At 72.9% G+C, this 16909-nt stretch carries 12 protein-coding genes; 6 read left to right on the top strand and 6 right to left on the bottom strand.

What is annotated here, in order from left to right:
• Positions 1-323: 323 nt before the first annotated feature.
• Entirely contained in the window at positions 324-2090 is a 1767-nt protein-coding gene (locus IEY78_RS31820; RefSeq protein WP_189104279.1) for a bactofilin family protein, read from the top strand.
• Positions 2091-2149: 59 nt separating this feature from the next.
• Here the strand turns inward: IEY78_RS31820 and IEY78_RS31815 are convergent, their stop codons facing one another.
• The 6 genes from IEY78_RS31815 to glgX form a co-directional block, all read right to left on the bottom strand.
• The gene (locus IEY78_RS31815) at positions 2150-3349 is read right to left on the bottom strand and encodes a cytochrome P450 family protein (RefSeq protein WP_189104277.1); all 1200 of its coding nucleotides are present in this window, start codon (positions 3347-3349) and stop codon (positions 2150-2152) included.
• Positions 3343-4263, bottom strand: a complete 921-nt coding sequence (locus IEY78_RS31810) for an alpha/beta fold hydrolase (protein ID WP_189104275.1) — start codon at positions 4261-4263, stop codon at positions 3343-3345. The genes IEY78_RS31815 and IEY78_RS31810 overlap by 7 nt, the downstream gene beginning before the upstream one ends.
• 168 nt (positions 4264-4431) lie before the next feature.
• Positions 4432-5667 (bottom strand): MFS transporter, encoded by a 1236-nt coding sequence (locus IEY78_RS31805; RefSeq protein ID WP_189104272.1) that lies wholly within the window; start codon positions 5665-5667, stop codon positions 4432-4434.
• Between the two features lie 211 nt (positions 5668-5878).
• The gene (locus IEY78_RS31800) at positions 5879-7780 is read right to left on the bottom strand and encodes an ABC transporter ATP-binding protein (RefSeq protein WP_189104270.1); all 1902 of its coding nucleotides are present in this window, start codon (positions 7778-7780) and stop codon (positions 5879-5881) included.
• Positions 7777-9600: an ABC transporter ATP-binding protein gene (locus IEY78_RS31795; RefSeq protein ID WP_189104269.1), complete on the bottom strand. Its 1824-nt coding sequence runs from the start codon at positions 9598-9600 to the stop codon at positions 7777-7779. Before IEY78_RS31795 ends, IEY78_RS31800 begins: the two co-directional genes overlap by 4 nt.
• 138 nt (positions 9601-9738) lie before the next feature.
• On the bottom strand, positions 9739-11991 hold the full coding sequence (gene glgX / locus IEY78_RS31790) for a glycogen debranching protein GlgX (RefSeq protein WP_189104268.1): 2253 nt from the start codon (positions 11989-11991) through the stop codon (positions 9739-9741).
• 239 nt (positions 11992-12230) lie between these two features.
• On the opposite strand from glgX, the gene IEY78_RS31785 reads away from it, so the two are divergent.
• The 5 genes from IEY78_RS31785 to IEY78_RS31765 form a co-directional block, all read left to right on the top strand.
• Positions 12231-13535, top strand: coding sequence for a L,D-transpeptidase (locus IEY78_RS31785; protein ID WP_189104267.1), 1305 nt, complete (start codon positions 12231-12233; stop codon positions 13533-13535).
• A 176-nt stretch (positions 13536-13711) separates the two neighbouring features.
• On the top strand, positions 13712-14950 hold the full coding sequence (locus IEY78_RS31780; RefSeq protein WP_373294287.1) for a L,D-transpeptidase: 1239 nt from the start codon (positions 13712-13714) through the stop codon (positions 14948-14950).
• Positions 14951-15031: 81 nt separating this feature from the next.
• Complete coding sequence (locus IEY78_RS31775) at positions 15032-15799, top strand: enoyl-CoA hydratase/isomerase family protein (RefSeq protein WP_189104266.1); 768 nt, start codon at positions 15032-15034, stop codon at positions 15797-15799.
• A 275-nt stretch (positions 15800-16074) separates the two neighbouring features.
• Positions 16075-16602 (top strand): ATP-binding protein, encoded by a 528-nt coding sequence (locus tag IEY78_RS31770; protein ID WP_373294286.1) that lies wholly within the window; start codon positions 16075-16077, stop codon positions 16600-16602.
• A 122-nt stretch (positions 16603-16724) separates the two neighbouring features.
• Positions 16725-16909: hypothetical protein (locus IEY78_RS31765; protein ID WP_189104264.1), on the top strand; the 185-nt coding region annotated here is incomplete at its 3' end.

The raw sequence follows: 16909 nt of genomic DNA, 5'->3' as shown, positions 1-16909 counted from the left end.
GGTCGGAGACCCGGGTCCCGCGTCGGCGAGTGGAGTGCTCCACGCCCCGCCGGACCGCCGGGCGGGCCGCGTGCCTCTCGTGCCCTGAACGGTGGCCGATCCGACGAGGGCGGCCCGCGCAGACCTCTGCGGGCCGCGACGACCGGCAAGCGGGCCACGGCCGTTCCCGCGACCCCGGGTTCTCCGGTCCTGCCGGAGACTCCCCGCCCGCATCCGTAGTCGCCCCCGCACCGCGGTGCGCCGTCCCGGCGCCCGCGAACATCGCTCCGGCGCCGAACGAATTCTGCCCCAGGTGTGAACCGCCGAGGTAAAGGAGTTTCGCTGTGTCCGTGCTGAGCTATGCCGTCTTCACCGATCCCGCCCCACTACAGGTGTCGCAGCCTGATATGCCTTCCGTGGGGTCGGTATATGTGACCGTCTCCAACTCGAACGCGACCGAGGTGCGATGGGATTACATCGCGGTGGAGGTGCCGTCCGGCAGCGGCTCCGGCGACCTGACGGAGGACGTCACCGCGATCAATCCGCGCATCGAAACCGACTACGTCCCCGCGGCGGGAGAGGAAGCCGCGCAATTCACCTTCGTCAGCACGAGGGGCAACTTCCTGGCGGCCGCGCCCTCGTTGCGACGCGTGACCCTTCCGCCGGGCGGGTCCTTCACCCTGATACTGGAAAACATACCGATGTCCGGCCTGGCGGGGCTGGCCCGCCTGAAGATCCGGGAGTACGCCCGCTGCGACGGAAGCCATCCCATGCATGTGCGGCAAATCGCCTTCGCACTGCCGAAGAGCACGCCGAAGATTCCGCGGAATTTCCATGCGGACACCACCTTGGTGGACGTGGACGCGGGCGACACGGTCACGCTGCGATGGGACGGTCCGGACAATCTCGACTACTGGATCAGGACCCCGGACGGGCAGGAGGAGCTTGCCCAGAAGGCGGGCTCGGGGCCCGGGGTGGCCCTGACGAGCTATCAATGGCCGGTGACCAGCACCCCGGTGCGAGGCGCCACCTACACCCTCGTGGGGAGGGCGCCCCAGAGCGCCGGACAGCCGGACCGGGGGTATTTCCTCACCACCACGGTCCACGCGCGCATTCCCGAATTCGAGAGCGGGACGCGCACCCCATGGATCGAGGAGGCAGACAATGCCAGCCGTGTCGCCTTCTCCCCGACGGGGGTGGACATCCTGAGCGGTGGCACGCTCGGCACCGTCACGGCCGACGAAGGCATTCTGCTGAGCGCCCTGCGGACCAAGCGGGCACGGGGGCTGGACGACAGCGACGGATGGATCGAATTCCCGACGGACGGAATCTGGGTCGGCCACGGCGGGGAAAGCGAACTGGGGACCGTCACGGCCGAAAGGGTCAGCGCGAACGGTGTGAACGCCGCCTGGGTGCAGGGCCGCGGCACCGGCGACGGATGGATCTCGTTCCCACAATCCGGCGTGCAGGTGTACAAGGACGGGAAACGGGAGTGGGGAACCGTCGACGCGGACAAGGCGGATCTGAACGGCGTCCTCACCAAGTGGGTGCAGGGCCGCGGTGACGGCGCCGGATGGATCGAATTCCCGGCCGCGGGAGTGAATGTGTTCCAGGGCGCCGGGAACCGGCAATGGGGAACGATCGCAGCCGATAAGGCGGACCTCAACGACCTGGACACCGTCCGGGCCCGGGTGAAGGAACGCCTCATCCTGCAGGGCGGATTGACGGTCGCCGGTGTACTGGACACGCAGGAGGGCCCGTCCCGGCTAATCGTGCACGGCCGGCTGGACGCCGAAGGCGACCTGAACGCCACCGGGAACGTCGTCGCCGGTGGTGATCTCACCGTCAACGGCGATCTCCGGCCGATGCGGAACCTGGAGGTCGCGGGCGCGGTCACCGCGGGCGACCTGACGGTCAGGGACAAGCTGACGACCGTCGGCGCGGACCACCGGCTGACCGTCCACGGGGAGTCGCTGTTCTCCGGGCGGGTGAACGCCAACGGGCAGCTGTCGGTCCGCAACGGTACGGACTGGCTCGTGCACGTCAACGATGACCAGGTGTCCGTTCAGGGCAACTTGCGGGTCCACGGGGCGTTCCGCTCGGACAACTGACGGCCATGGGGGGGGACGGCCGCCCGGCGGGAGCGGAGCAGGCGGGTGGCCGTCCGCCCTCACCAGCGCACCGGCAGACCGCGGACGCCCCGGACCCTGATGCCCGGCAGCCAGTCGAGACCGGCCGGACCGATGTCGAGCGCCAGGCCGGGACAGCGGCGCAGCAGGCTCAGGATCGCGACCCGGCTCTGCATCCGCGCCAGCCCGGCACCCAGGCAGAAGTGGATGCCGTGGCCGAAGGCGACGTGGCCGCCGCGGGTGCCGGTCGTACCGCGGTGGAGGTCGAACGTGTCGGGTCGCTCGAACCGCGCGGGGTCGCGCCCCGCCGCCGCGATGCTGACCAGAACCGTCTCCCCGGGCGGGATCTTCGTGTCGCCGTAGCTGACGCCCTCGACGGTGAACCGCTTGGTCGACGTCTCCACCGGGCCGTCGTAGCGCAGCATCTCCTCGACCGCCTGGTCGATCAGGCCCTCCGGGTCGGCACGCAGCGCCGCCAGCTGTCCGGGGTTCGCCAGCAGCGCGCGTACCCCGTTGGCGATCAGGTTGGCCGTGGTCTCGTGGCCCGCGACGATCAGGATGAACACCATCGAGTGCAGCTCGGCGGCCGACAGGCGGTCGTTGTCCTCCGCGGTCGTCCGCAGCAGCGAGGAGATCAGGTCGCCGGTCGGCGTGGCGCGGCGCTTGTCCTCGATCAGGTTCTTCAGGTAGTCCGTCAGGGCCATCCCGGCCTCGGCGAAACCCCGGCTCTTCCACCAGGCGATGGTGTCCGGTTCGGCCGGCACCAGAACCCGCTCCGTCCAGCCGCGGAAGTCCTCCCGGTCGGCGAGCGGGATCCCGAGCAGTTCGCAGAGCACGGTGATCGGCAGCGGGGACGCCAGCGACGGGACCAGGTCGGCTCGCCGCCGCCCGGCCACCATCTCGTCGAGGAGGCCGTCGGTGATCTCCTGGACGCGCGGGCGCATCGCCTCCACCCGGCGCGCGGTGAACTCCCGCGACACGAGCCGTCGCAGCCGCGTGTGGTCCGGCGGATCGGTGATCAGGACGTGCCGCTCCTCCTCGCTCGGCGGTTCGAGGGACTTGGCCAGACGCGGATCGGCCAGGGCCGCCCGGGCCTCGTCGTAGCCGACGACCAGCCAGAACCGGTCCCCGTCGGCCAGGACGATCTCGTGCACCGGCCCGGCCTCGCGCAGCCGGGCGTAGTAGGGGTACGGGTCGGTGAAGAACCCGGGGCCGTACGCGCTCAGGTCGACGGTCACCATCCGGGAGACGCCGTCTCTTCGTGCTCGGGGCGGCCGGCCGGATGCTCCAGGGCGGTCAGGTAGTCGAGGCCGTCCAGCGGCTGGTCGGTGAAGAACCGCAGCACCAGGTCGGCCCAGTCGGCATGGCGTTCCAGGAAGGACACATGGCAGGTCTCGCGAATGGTCGTGAACGCCGCGCCGTCGATGCCGGCGGCCATCCTCCGCGCCAGGCCGGGGGGAGCGAGATCGTCGTGCTCCCCGGTCACGCACAGGGTGGGTGTCCCGGAGATCCGGCCCGGTAGCGTCGCCGGATGGTCGACCAGCCGCTGGGCGACGGCGAGGTAGCGCACCATCTCGGCCTCCGACGCCGTGCTCAGATGCTCCAGCAGAGCGCGCCGGACGGCCTTCCGATTGCGTACGGTCCGGGTCGGGTCCTCGTTCACGCACAGTTCCACCATCTTGCGCCCGAATTCGTCCGCCCGGCGCAGTCCCAGCCAGTGTGCGAGTTCGCCGGCCCCGCGACGTGCGGTGTCGCCCCACGCCGCGCCGGTGAGCATCAGCCGCGCGAGCCGCTCCGGGTACTCCTGGGCGAACCGGTGCGTGGGCGCGGCGCCCAGGCTGACGCCCAGCAGGTTGATGCGGGGCAGGTCCAGTTCATCGAGCAGATAGGCCAGCGCGTCGGCGTCGAAGCCGTATCCGACGGTCCGCGGCACCGGATCGGGCGAGTACGAGCCCGGCGGCTCCATGCAGATGACGGTGGCCGAGTCGTGCCAGTACTTGTCGTAGCGGTGGTAGCTGCGGATGTTCTGGAACGCCCCGCACAGGACGACTATCGGCTCGGTGACCGGTGCCGGGCACGGAAGGATCCGGCAGGCGAATGCGTAGCCCTGGTACGAGAATTGCCTGATCTGCTCGGCCGCGAAGCTCTCGGCCATGGTTGCGTTCTCCGATCCGCCGGTGACCCGGCACAGTGAGGGAATCGCCGGCCCGCGGGCGATGTCCGCGCCGACCTGCTCGACCGTCCTCCGGGCCTGCGCCGGCAGGTGGACCGGCGGATGCCGTCCGGCCGCTGGAACAAGGGGTGAGGGGGGAGCGAGGCCGGACTATGCGGTGACTTCTTCGACGGGTTCGGCCGACGGTGTGCGGCCGTACACGGTCAGCACCAGTGCGGCCGCGACGAGCGCTGCGCCGGCGGCGACGGGCAGCGCGGGCCCGTAGGCGTCGAGCAGCACCCCGGTCAGTGCCGCACTCAGCGCGCCGCCGCCCGCCGTCGCCGTCGCCACCCAGCCGAACGCCTCCGCCCTGCGGTCCTCCGGGGACGCCTCGGCGACCTGCTCGTAGGTGGCCGCCAGAGTCGGCGCGAGGGCCGTCCCGCCGAGGAACAGCACCACGACGATCAGCCAGAGCGGCACCGTGCCCAGAACAGGCGGGAGCAGGACGGCGAGCGCGGCCATCCCGGCGGCCATCCCGGCGACCCGCAACGCCCGGGGCAGTCCCCGGGCGAAGGTGCTCAGCGCGAACCCGCCGGCCAGTGAGCCGGCCGTCCAACAGGCGGTCAGCACCCCGGCCAGGGCGGGACGGCCGATGTTCTGCGTCCAGGCCACCACCGACAGGTTGACGGCGAAGATCGCGGCCGTGAGCAGCATCGAGATGACGACCACCCGGACGAAGGGCCCCTCGGCCAGCAGGGATCGCTGGGCGAGGCGCTCGACGCGCTGCGGCAGCGGTTCGCCGCCCAGGCCGACGCGGCGGAGCGCGGCGGCGAAGACGAGGGTCGAGACCAGGGTCAGCAGCGCCGTGACACCGACCGCCCAGTACGGTCCGGCGACGGCGATGACCAGGGAGGCGAGCAGCGGCCCGGTGGTGGTGACCACCTCCGACGCGGTCGCCTCGGCCGTGTAGAGCGCGGGGGTCAGCTCCGAGCCGACGATCCTGGGCCACACCGCCCGGCTGATCTGCGACACCGGCACGGCACTGAGCCCGGTCACCAGCGCGACGGCCACGACCACCGGCCAGCCGGACGCGGGCGCCCTCGCCGCGAGCGCCACGATCAGGGCCAGGCCTGCCGTGTAGCCGACGCCCGTGATCAGCAGCAGCCGGCCGGTCGAGCCGCGGTCCGCCGCCCGTCCGCGCAGCGGCCCGGCCGCGGCCTGTCCCAGGGTCAGTGCGCAGCCGACCAGGCCGACGACGACGTACGAGCCGCTCCAGCGCACCAGCATCAGCGACAGCGCGATCGGTAGCGCCGACACGTTGAGCCGGCCCAGCATCGACCAGAAGAACAGCTGGGGCAGACCGGAAACCTTCATCAGGTCCTTGACGCCACTCATCGGTGGAGACACGTGGAGTCCTTCCTGGAAGGTCAACGTGAGGTCCCCGACTCAACCAGAGCCGGCGACGGGCCAGAACCCCTACGAGCCCCTAGGGAGTGTCGTGTGGATCATGGCGGGCTCGCGGGCTTCTTCGCCTCGGTTCACCCCATCGTTTTCCCTCTCGCGTGGTCGGTGTCCATCGGAATGCGGAACCTGCAAGCCCCCGCCGCTACCCCCGCCGCTACCCCACGCTGTCCCGCCAGGCCTGGTGCAGCTGCGCGAACCGGCCCCGGGCCGCGATGAGGTGGCCGGGCGGGCCGTCCTCGATGATCCGGCCGTCGGACATCACCAGCACCCGGTCGGCGATCTCGACGGTGGAGAGGCGGTGCGCGATCACCAGGGAGGTGCGGCCCCGCAGCACGGTGTCCATGGCGCGCTGCACCGCGCGTTCGCCGGGGATGTCCAGGGAGCTGGTGGCCTCGTCGAGGATCAGCACGGCGGGGTCGGCGAGCAGGGCCCGGGCGAAGCCGACCAGTTGGCGCTGGCCGGCGGAGATGCGGCCGCCGCGCTTGCGGACGTCGGTGTCGTAGCCGTCCGGCAGGGCGGTGATGAAGTCATGGGCGCCGAGGGCCTTCGCGGCGCGCTCGACCTCCTCGCGGCCGGCGTCCGGGCGGCCCAGGGCGATGTTGTCGGCGACCGTGCCGGAGAACAGGAACGCCTCCTGGGTGACCATGACGACGGCCCGGCGCAGGGTGCCGGTGGACAGCTCGCGCAGATCGACGCCGTCGAGCAGCACCCGGCCCCCGCCGGGGTCGTAGAAGCGGGCCAGCAGCTTGGCGAGGGTGGACTTGCCGGCGCCGGTGGCGCCCACCACGGCGACGGTCTCCCCGGCCGCCAGGGTCAGATCGAAGCGCGGCAGCACCTCGCCGCCCGTGCGGTAGCCGAACCCCACGCCCTGGAAGGCGACCTCGCGGCCCGGCTGCCCGTCCGCGACCGGGGGCAGGGCGGCCGGGGCGGCCGGCTCCGGGACGGAGGGCCGCTGAGCCAGCAGGCCGGCGATCTTGTGCAGGGAAGCGGCCGCGGACTCATAGGAGTTGAGGAACATCCCGAGCCGGTCGATCGGGTCGTAGAGGCGCCGCAGATAGAGCACCGAGGCGGCCAGCACCCCGAGCGGCAGGCTCTCCGCGGCCACCCGGGCAGCGCCCCACAGCACGATCGCGGCGAGCGCGACATTGGCCACCAGCCGGGAGCGGACCACATAGCGGGCCAGTTCCAGGAGCGTGTCGCCGTTGATCCGCTCGTGCTGCGCGTTCAGCCGGGCGAAGGCGTCGTCGTTGGCGCGCTCCCGGCGGAACGCCTGCACCGGGCGGATTCCGTTGAGGGTCTCGGTGAACTTCACGATGACGCGTGCCATGGCCGAGGACTTGGCGCTGTAGACGCGGTGCGAGCGGTGCCGGAAGGAGCGCAGGAGGAGGGCGAGCGGGGCGCCGGAGACCAGGGCGGCCGCGCCCAGGCCCCCGTCCAGCCAGAGCAGGGTCACGGTGATGTAGACCGTCGACAGGACGATCGTGATCAGCTCCTGGAGCCCCTCGTCGAGGAGTTCGCGCAGCGCCTCCACGTCCGTGGTGGCCCGGGAGATCAGCCGGCCGGAGGTGTAGCGCTCGTGGAAGTCCAGGCTCAGCGCCTGGGCATGGCGGAAGATCCGGCCGCGCAGGTCGAGCAGCACGTCCTGGCTGACGCGCGCGGCGAGCTGGATGAAGCCGAACTGCAGCGCGCCGGACGCCACCGCGCACAGGGCGGCCGCCACCGCCACGGCGATCAGCGGCCCGTGCGCGCCCGCCCGCAGCGCCGGCACCGCGCGGTCGAGGGCGTAGGCGACCAGCAGCGGCCCGGCCTGCACGGCGGCCTGCTGGAACAGCAGCAGGACGGCCACCACCGCGACGCGGCGGCGGTGCGGTGCCAGCAGGGAGCCGAGCAGGGCACGGGAGGCGCCCCGGGGAGCGGGGAGCGCGTCGTCGGCGGACGGGTCGGCCGCCGGGGGCTCGCCGGGCGCCGGTCCGGACGGGGGCGGCTCGGGCCGCCGGAGCGTACCGGCGCGGTCCTCGGGGCCGTCGGACGGCAGTCCGGCCGTGGTGGTGGTCATCGGTCGTTCTCTCCCTCTCCCGATCCCTCTCCCGACATCAGCGCGGCGTACTCGGGGTGGTCCCGGAGCAGTGCGTGGTGGGTGCCGACGGCGGCGATCCGGCCGCCCGACAGCAGCGCCACCCGGTCGGCGAGCAGGACCGTGGACGGCCGGTGGGCGACGACCAGCGCCGTCGTGTCCGACAGGACCTGGCGCAGCGCCGCCTCCACCAGGGCCTCGGTGTGCACATCGAGGGCGGAGAGCGGATCGTCGAGGATCAGGAAGCGCGGCCGGCCGACCACGGCACGGGCCAGGGCGAGCCGCTGCCGCTGCCCGCCGGACAGGCTCAGGCCCTGCTCGCCGACCTGGGTCGCGCCGCCCTGGGGAAGGGCGTCGACGAAGCCGTCGGCCCGGGCCACCGCCAACGCCCGCCGCAGTTCGGCCTCCTGGGCGCCCTCGTCGCCCATCAGGACGTTCTCCGCGGCGGTCGCCGAGAACAGGGTCGGCTCCTCGAAGGCCACCGCGACCATGGCGCGGGCCTCGTCCCGGCCGATCGTCGCCAGGTCCCGTCCGTCGAGGAAGATGCGGCCCGCGGTGGGGTCGTACAGCCGCGGCACCAGCGCCGTCAGGGTGGTCTTCCCGCTGCCCGTCGCGCCGACCAGCGCCATCGTCTCGCCGGGGCGGATGTGCAGGGTGACGTCCCGCAGGAGGGGCGGGGAGTCCGGCGGCGCGTCGGGGTAGCGGAAGGCGACACCGGAGAAGACCAGGCCCTTACCGGTGCCTTCGGGGGCAGCGGCTCCGGGGGCACCGGCCGCGGCCTCCTCCACCGCCGGCTCGTCCATCACCTCGAAGAACCGGTCGGTGGCCGCTGCCGCCTCGTTGCTCATGGCCAGCAGGAAGCCGATCGAGTCCACCGGCCAGCGCAGCGCCAGTGCCGTCGACAGGAACGCGACGAGGGTGCCAGCGGACAACTGGCCGTCCGCCACCTGCACCGCACCGCACACCAGCGCGCCGCCGATCGCCAGCTCCGGGAGGGCGGTGATGCAGCCCCAGATCCAGGCCAGCAGGCGGGCCTTGCCCAGCTCGGTGGCCCGCAGCTCACGGGTCAGCTCCCGAAAGGCGCGGGCCTGGCTGCGGTGCCGTCCGAAGCCCTTGAGGACGCGGATGCCGAGCACCGACTCCTCGACCACCGTCGTCAGATCGCCGACCTGGTCCTGGGCCCGGCGCGCCGCCCGCCCGTACTTCGCCTCGAAGACCGAGCACAGCACCATCAGCGGGACCACCGGCGCCAGCAGCACCAGCCCCAGCGACCAGCGCTGGACCATCAGGATCACCGCGCCCACCAGGATGGTCACCCCGTTGACCAGCAGGAACGTCATGGGGAAGGCGAAGAACATCCGCAGCAGCTGAAGGTCGGTGGTGCCCCGCGACAGCAACTGGCCCGAGGGCCAGCGGTCGTGGAAGGCGACCGGCAGCCGCTGCACATGGCGGTAGAGCGCCGCGCGCATCGCCGCCTCGACCCCGGCCAGCGGGCGCGCCACCAGCCATCGCCGCAGCCCGAACAGCAGCGCCTCCGCCAGCCCCAGGAGCAGCAGGAAGGCGCCGCCGAGCCACGCCCCGCCCGGGTCGCGCTCCGCCACCGGCCCGTCCACCAGCCACTTGAGCACCAGCGGGATGACCAGGCTGATGCACGAGGCGAGCACCGCCACGCACGCGGCCGTGCCCAGCCGCACCCGCACCGGGCGGATGAACGGCCACAGGCGCAACAGCGAGCGCACTGCGGAGTGTTGGTCTCGGTCGGTCCGGTCGGTCGGGTTCGTCGTCTGCGCGGTGTCGGCCATCACTCGCGAGCGTAAGGCGACCCACTGACAACGCTCATGTGGATTTCCGCCGCGCACCGCCGCGACCCGCTGTTTCGAGCCGCCGCCGACCGCCGCTGCCCGGCCCGCCGCCCGCGCCCCGGCCGGCGGGCCCGCGCCTCACCCCGGAACGGCCCGGAGCAGCACCACCGACCGCCCGGCCAGGGTGAGCGTGCCGCCCGCCGCCCGGGGCGGCTCCGCCGGCCCCGGCTGCTCCTCCCGCGCGGTGTCGACGAGGAGTTCGTAGGCCCGCGCCCAGGGCGGCCCGGGGAGGGTGACCTCGCGGGGCCGTCCGGCGGCGTGCAGGAACGCGAGGAAGCTGTCGTCGACGATGCGCAGGCCCTGCTCGTCGCGCTGGGAGATGTCGTTCCCGGAGAGGTACATGCCCAGCGTGGCCCCGGGGGTGTGCCAGTCCTGCGCGGTCATCTCCGTGCCGTCGGCGGTGAACCAGGCCAGATCGCGGAGGCCGCCCTGGTGGTGCGGGCGGCCGGAGAAGAACGCCCGCCGGCGGAGCACCGGGTGCGCGCGGCGCAGGGCGATGAGGCGGGCGGCGAGGTCGGCCAGCGGGCGCCACCGCGGGTCGTCCAGGAGCGACCAGTCGAGCCAGCTGGTGGGGTTGTCCTGGCAGTAGGCGTTGTTGTTGCCGTGCTGGGTGCGGCCCATCTCGTCGCCGGCCACCAGCATCGGCACGCCCGTCGACAGCAGCAGGGTGGTCAGCAGGTTGCGCAGCTGGCGCCGGCGCAGCGCGGTGACCTCCGCGTCGTCGCTCTCGCCCTCGGTGCCGCAGTTCCAGGAGCGGTTGTCGTGGGTGCCGTCCCGGTTGCCCTCGCCGTTGTCGGCGTTGCGCTTGTGCTCGTAGGTGACCAGATCGCGCAGGGTGAAGCCGTCGTGCGCGGTGATGAAGTTGACCGAGGCGTACGGGCGGCGGCCGCCCCAGGCGTAGAGGTCGCTCGATCCGGAGAGCCGGTAGCCCAGATCGCGCACATCGTGCTGGGCGCCGCGCCAGAAGTCGCGGACGGTGTCGCGGTAGCGGTCGTTCCACTCCGTCCACAACGGGGGGAAGGCGCCGACCTGGTAGCCGCCGGAGCCCACGTCCCAGGGCTCGGCGATCAGCTTGACCCGGCGCAGCACCGGGTCCTGGGCGATCACCGCGAGGAACGGGGAGAGCATGTCGACGTCGTGCAGGGAACGGGCCAGCGCGGCCGCCAGGTCGAAGCGGAAGCCGTCCACGCCCATCTCGGTGACCCAGTAGCGCAGCGAATCGGTGATCAGCCGCAGCACCTGCGGCTGGACGACGTGCAGGGTGTTGCCGCAGCCGGTGTAGTCGGAGTAGCGGCGCGCGTCGCCCGCCAGGCGGTAGTAGCCGCGGTTGTCGATGCCGCGCAGGGACAGCGTCGGCCCCAGCTCCCCGGCCTCCGCGGTGTGGTTGTAGACGACGTCGAGGATCACCTCGATGCCGGCGTCGTGCAGCGCCCGCACCATCCGCTTGAACTCGCCGACCTGCTGCCCCCGGGTGCCGGTGGCCGCGTATCCGGCGTGCGGCGCGAAGTAGCCGATGGAGTTGTAGCCCCAGTAGTTGCGCAGCCCCCGGCGCACCAGGTGGTCCTCGTGCGCGAACTGATGGACGGGCAGCAGCTCGACGGCGGTGACCCCGAGCCGGACCAGGTGCTCCAGCGCGGCGGGGTGCGCGAGCCCCGCGTAGGTGCCGCGCAGCCGCTCCGGGATGCCCGGGTGGCGCATCGTGAAGCCCCGTACGTGCAGTTCGTAGAGCACGGAATCCGGCCAGGGCGTCTTGGGGCGGCGGTCGTCCTGCCACTCGTCGGCGCCGCCCTCGTCCGCGGTGTCCTCGCCGACCACCACGCCCTTGGGGACGTAGGGCGCCGAGTCCCGGTCGTCGCGCACGGTGTCGGCGAGCTGCTGCTGCGGCCAGTCGCGGACGTGCCCGTAGAGCGGGGCGGGCAGCGCGGGCCGGGGACCGGGCTCCGTACGGGCGCCGAAGTCGCCGTCCACGGCCCTGGCGTACGGATCCAGCAGCAGCTTCGCCGGATTCCAGCGGGCGCCGGTCCAGGGGTCCCAGCGGCCGTGGACCCGGTATCCGTAGCGCTGGCCGGGGCCGACGCCGGGCAGGAAGCCGTGCCAGATCTCATGGGTCAGCTCGGTGAGCGGATGGCGCGTCTCGCGCTCCGCGTCGTCGAAGAGACACAGCTCCACGGCCTCGGCGCCGCCCGCCCAGAGGGCGAAGTTGGTGCCGGTGACGCCGTCGGGGCCGGTGCGGTGGCGGGCCCCGAGGGGGGTGGGGCTGCCGGGGCGGATGTCCGCGGGTGGGGCGAGCGGTTCGTCCGCCACCGCCTCCCGCTCGGGTGCGCTCGACACGTGCCGGCCTCCTGCGGCTCATCTCGGTCGGGCGGAGCCCCGGCGTGCGGGCGCCTCCCAGCCTGAGCTGGGGGAGTCCCGGCCGTGCAGGTGTCCCGCCCTCCCCGTTGTTCTTCCCGCAACCGGGCGTTGCCTCACGCGTCCCGCGGCGGGGGCTCGCCGTTCGCCCCACGGTGTCCGTGACATTCCGTTACGCGGCATACCTCCCTTCTTGCGCCTCATCCGTCACAATCCGGTATATGACCGCCCATCAGCAGGACCGAGCAGGGGACCGAGCGCAGCTCCGCGGCACCGCCCGGGTACGGGACCGGGCGCCGGGCCGGACGGGCCGTCCGGCGGCTGCCCGGCCGGCCGCACGGGCCCGCCTGGCCCTCGCGGCCCTGGCCGGGCTGGCGGGGGCGGCGGCGCTGGCCGGCTGCGCGGACGCGGAGGTGTTCACCGGCGACAAGCCGCACTCCCGGGAGCAGACGATCCGGGTCGTCCCGCACGACGGCGCGCACGGCGTACGGGCCGACGGGCGGTTCGAGATCCGGGTGCCGCAGGGGCGGCTGGAGCGGGTCTCGGTCAGCCGGACCGGTGGGGCCGGCCGGCGGTCCGTCGCCGGGCGGATCGCGCCGGACGGGCTGAGCTGGCGGCCGGCGCACGCCCGCCTGCAACTCGGGGCGAAGTACACCGTGGACGCGGTCGCGCTCGACGGCGCGGGCCGTCGCGCCCTGCGCCACACCACCTTCACCACCGCCGCCCCCGATCGCCGGCTGATCGGCTACTTCTCGCCGCAGAGCGGCACCACGGTCGGCACCGGCCTGATCTTCTCGCTGGTCTTCAACCGGCCGGTCGCCGACCGCGCGGCCGTCGAACGCGCCGTCACGGTCGGCGCCCGGCCCGCCGTCGAGGTCGCCGCCCACTGGTTCGGCCACCGCAGGCTCGACTTCCGGCCCCGAGCGCGCTGGCGGCCGGGCACCACGATCACGGTCCAGCTGCGGCTGCGCGGGGTGAAGGCCGCCCCCGGCTCCTACGGGGTCCAGCGCAAGACCGTGCGCTACCGGGTGGGACGGGACCAGGTCGGCGTCATCGACGCCGCCCGGCACACCCTGACGGTGCGCCAGGACGGCCGGGTGACGGCCGTCCTGCCGGTCACCGCGGGCGACGACGACAACCCCACCTACAACGGGACGATGGTGATCCTGGAGCGGCACTCGGTGACCCGGATGAACGGCGGCACCGTGGGCTTCGGCGGCGAGTACGACATCCCGGACGTGCCGCACGCCATGCGCCTGACCCGGTCGGGGACCTTTCTGCACGGCAACTACTGGGCGCCGCCCGAGGTCTTCGGCGGGCTGAACACCAGCCACGGCTGCGTCGGGCTGCGGGACATCAAGGGCGGCGGCCCGCACACCCCGGCCGGCTGGTTCTACGACCGCTCGATCGTCGGCGACACCGTGGTGGTGGAGCACTCCCCGGAGCGCACGGTCGCACCCGACAACGGCCTCGGCGGCTGGAACCTGCCCTGGGGGCCGTGGCGGGCCGGCTCCGCGCTGCGCTGACCCGCGCCCGGCCCGGCGCCGCTCCGCTCCCGCACCACCCCCGCACTTGGGACTAAACGGTGACCTCCGCGGGGAGTTCACTGTCACTGCGGTGTGGTTATCTAACGCCAAGCACGCGGCTGTGCGCATCCGCGTGCGGGGGACCGCGGGCCGAGCGAGGGGAAAAGGGGCCAGTCGTGAACGTCCAGCCGCATTCGGGGGTGCCGGCCCGCCGGCGTCGGTTGCCGCACAAGGGGGGAGGCCCGCTCGCGCTGCTGCTCGGCGCGATGCTGCTGCTGGTCACCGCCTGCGGGGGCGACGGTGACGAGGGGGCGGCGGCGGGCAAGGCCGGCGGGGACAAGGCCGCCTCGCAGGCGGCCGTGACGATAGCGCCCAAGGACGGCGCGGACGGCGTCGCCACCAGCGGCGCCCTGAAGGTGACCGCCCGCCACGGCAGGCTCAAGTCCGTCACGGTCAAGGACGCCAAGGGCAACGAGGTCGAGGGAAAGACCACGGCCAACGGTGCCCTGTGGCAGCCGAGCGGCCATCTGGGCGCGTCGACGGAGTACAAGGTCGACGCCATAGCGGTGGACGGCCGGGGCAAGGAGGCCGCCGAGCACTCCCGCTTCACCACCCTCGTCCCCAAGAACACCTTCATCGGCCGGTACAGCCCGGAGGACGGCCAGCGGGTCGGCGTCGGGATGCCGGTCTCGCTCCGCTTCACCCGCGGCATCACCGACCCCAAGGCCGTCGAGGACGCCATCGAGGTCAGCGCGAAGCCCTCGGTCCCGGTCGAGGCCCACTGGTTCGGCAACGACCGCCTCGACTTCCGCCCCGAGAAGTACTGGGCGCCCGGCACCAAGGTCACCCTCAAGCTGAACCTCGACGGCGTCGAGGGCCGCCCCGGTGTCTACGGCACCCAGGCCAAGGAGGTCTCCTTCACCGTCGGGCGCAGCCAGGTGAGCACGGTCGACGCCGACTCCAAGCAGATGACCGTGGTCCGCGACGGCAAGAAGATCAGGACCATCCCGATCACCTCGGGCGGACCGGGTACCGAGACCTACAACGGCAAGATGGTCATCAGCGAGAAGCACCCCGTGACGCGGATGAACGGCGACACCGTGGGCTTCGGCGGCGAGTACGACATCAAGGACGTGCCGCACGCGATGCGGCTGAGCGACTCCGGCACCTTCATCCACGGCAACTACTGGTCGGGCCGGGCCACCTTCGGCACCCGCAACGCCAGCCACGGCTGCGTGGGCCTCTTCGACCAGCGCGGCGGCGGCGACAGCTCCACCCCGGCGGCCTGGTTCTTCCGCAACTCCGTCATCGGAGACGTGGTCGTGGTCAAGAACTCGCACGACGAGACGATCCAGCCGGACAACGGCTTCAGCGACTGGAACCTCTCCTGGGAGAAGTGGAAGGCCGGCCGGTAGGACGGCCGCGGCGCACGGGCCCGGTGCACTGTGACCGACCGCACCGGGCCCCCGCGCGTTAACGCGTACTAACCTTCCGGCATGACTGTGAATCTCGAGGTCGCCGACGGCGTCGGCACCATCCGCCTGGACCGTCCGCCCATGAACGCCCTGGACATCGCCACCCAGGACCGGCTGCGCGAGCTGGCCGAGGAGGTCACCCGCCGCGACGACGTGCGCGCCGTCGTCCTGTGGGGCGGCGAGAAGGTGTTCGCCGCCGGCGCGGACATCAAGGAGATGCAGGTCATGGACCACGCGGCCATGGTCGTGCGGTCCAAGGGCCTGCAGGACGCGTTCACCGCCGTGGCCCGGATCCCCAAGCCTGTGGTCGCCGCGCTCACCGGCTACGCCCTGGGCGGCGGCTGCGAGCTGGCGCTCTGCGCCGACTTCCGGATCGCCGCCGACAACGCCAAGCTCGGCCAGCCGGAGATCCTGCTGGGTCTGATCCCGGGAGCCGGCGGCACCCAGCGGCTGGCGCGGCTGGTGGGCCCGTCCAAGGCCAAGGACCTGATCTTCACCGGCCGCCAGGTGAAGGCCGACGAGGCGCTCACGCTCGGCCTGGTCGACCGGGTGGTGCCGGCCGCCGAGGTCCACGAGCAGGCGCACGCCTGGGCGGCGCGGCTGGCGGCCGGTCCGGCGCTGGCCCTGCGGGCCGCGAAGGAGTCCGTCGACGCGGGCCTGGAGACGGACATCGACACCGGCCTGGCCATCGAACGCACCTGGTTCGCGGGGCTGTTCGCGACCGAGGACCGGGAGATCGGCATGCGCAGCTTCGTCGAGGAAGGCCCCGGAAAGGCCAAGTTCCGCTGAAACGGCTGATGTTGGCGGGATGGCTGGGGTTTGCCCGGTGCGTCATGCCCCGTGTGGGCGAATGACGGAAAACTTAATTGCGCCTTAAGGCAACCTTGTTGGCGTATCCGGCCGTTCGCCCGGACGCCCGAAGTCCTCGCAGGTCAGCCGGGCCCGGCGGAACCTTAACTGCCGTTGGCATATGTCGCCCCGGGGGTATGGAACCAACGATTCCGGACAGCGGATTCCGTCGGTTCCACCCCCGTCGGCGCCGGACAGCGGCCATGATGGGGGGCATGGCGGGCCTCGACGAAATGGAGCACCCGCGGCCGCGGAACGATCCCGCCGCCGCAGACCGGGGCATGCCCGGGAGCGAGGTCGAACCGGTGCCGCTGCCCCGCGGCCCGGTGTCCACCGCACTCGACCCGGCCGCCGAACCCACCCTCGGCGAGGTCCGGCTGCCCTCCCGCCCGCAGTCCGCCGGGATCGCCCGGCGGCTGACCGCCGCCGTGCTCCTCAAGCAGTGGTCCCTGACACCGCAGCTCGCCGAGCACGCCGTCCTGCTCGTCTCCGAACTCGTCGGCAACGCCGTGCGCCACACCGGCGCCCGCACCTTCGGGCTGCGGATGCTGCGCCGCCGCGGCTGGATCCGCATCGAGGTCCGCGACCCCTCCCGCGGGCTGCCGTGCCTCATGCCGGTCCAGGAGATGGACGTCAGCGGCCGCGGGCTCTTCCTCGTCGACACCCTCTCCGACCGCTGGGGCGTGGATCTGCTGCCCCGCGGCAAGACGACCTGGTTCGAGGTGCGGGTCGCCGACCGCTGACGGCCGGCCGTTCCCCCGCCCGGAGCACGAGGTGTCCCGCGGCCCGGCCGGTGCGCCGCCCGCGCGCGCACGATCCGTAGGATGGGCCGTTCATGCTCACGCCGGGACGAAGGGGAAGGGACATGCACGCTGTGCGCCGGTCGGCCGCGCTGACGCTGCTGCTCCTCCTCGCCGTCACCTTCGGGCCGATGCTGTGCCGGATCGGTGGCGACCAGGCCTGGCTGGCGGGCCGCGCGGCGACGGCCGCGGCGCACTGGCGCACCGGCCTGGTGGCGGCCGACGCCGCCGCCGACGCCGGCGCCCGCCG

The sequence above is a fragment of the Streptomyces kronopolitis genome (assembly GCF_014646275.1).
Classification (GTDB): domain Bacteria; phylum Actinomycetota; class Actinomycetes; order Streptomycetales; family Streptomycetaceae; genus Streptomyces; species Streptomyces kronopolitis.
The sequence above is the reverse complement of the archived record's forward strand: the minus strand, read 5'-3'. Positions and strand labels throughout refer to the sequence as shown.

Excerpts from the sequence above, each read along its gene's own strand:
- IEY78_RS31815 (WP_189104277.1), bottom strand. The coding sequence starts at position 3,349 with ATGGTGACCGTCGACCTGAGCGCGTACGGCCCCGGGTTCTTCACCGAC.
- IEY78_RS31810 (WP_189104275.1), bottom strand. The coding sequence starts at position 4,263 with ATGGCCGAGAGCTTCGCGGCCGAGCAGATCAGGCAATTCTCGTACCAG.
- IEY78_RS31800 (WP_189104270.1), bottom strand. The coding sequence starts at position 7,780 with ATGACCACCACCACGGCCGGACTGCCGTCCGACGGCCCCGAGGACCGC.
- IEY78_RS31795 (WP_189104269.1), bottom strand. The coding sequence starts at position 9,600 with ATGGCCGACACCGCGCAGACGACGAACCCGACCGACCGGACCGACCGA.
- IEY78_RS31785 (WP_189104267.1), top strand. The coding sequence starts at position 12,231 with ATGACCGCCCATCAGCAGGACCGAGCAGGGGACCGAGCGCAGCTCCGC.
- IEY78_RS31775 (WP_189104266.1), top strand. The coding sequence starts at position 15,032 with ATGACTGTGAATCTCGAGGTCGCCGACGGCGTCGGCACCATCCGCCTG.
- IEY78_RS31770 (WP_373294286.1), top strand. The coding sequence starts at position 16,075 with ATGGCGGGCCTCGACGAAATGGAGCACCCGCGGCCGCGGAACGATCCC.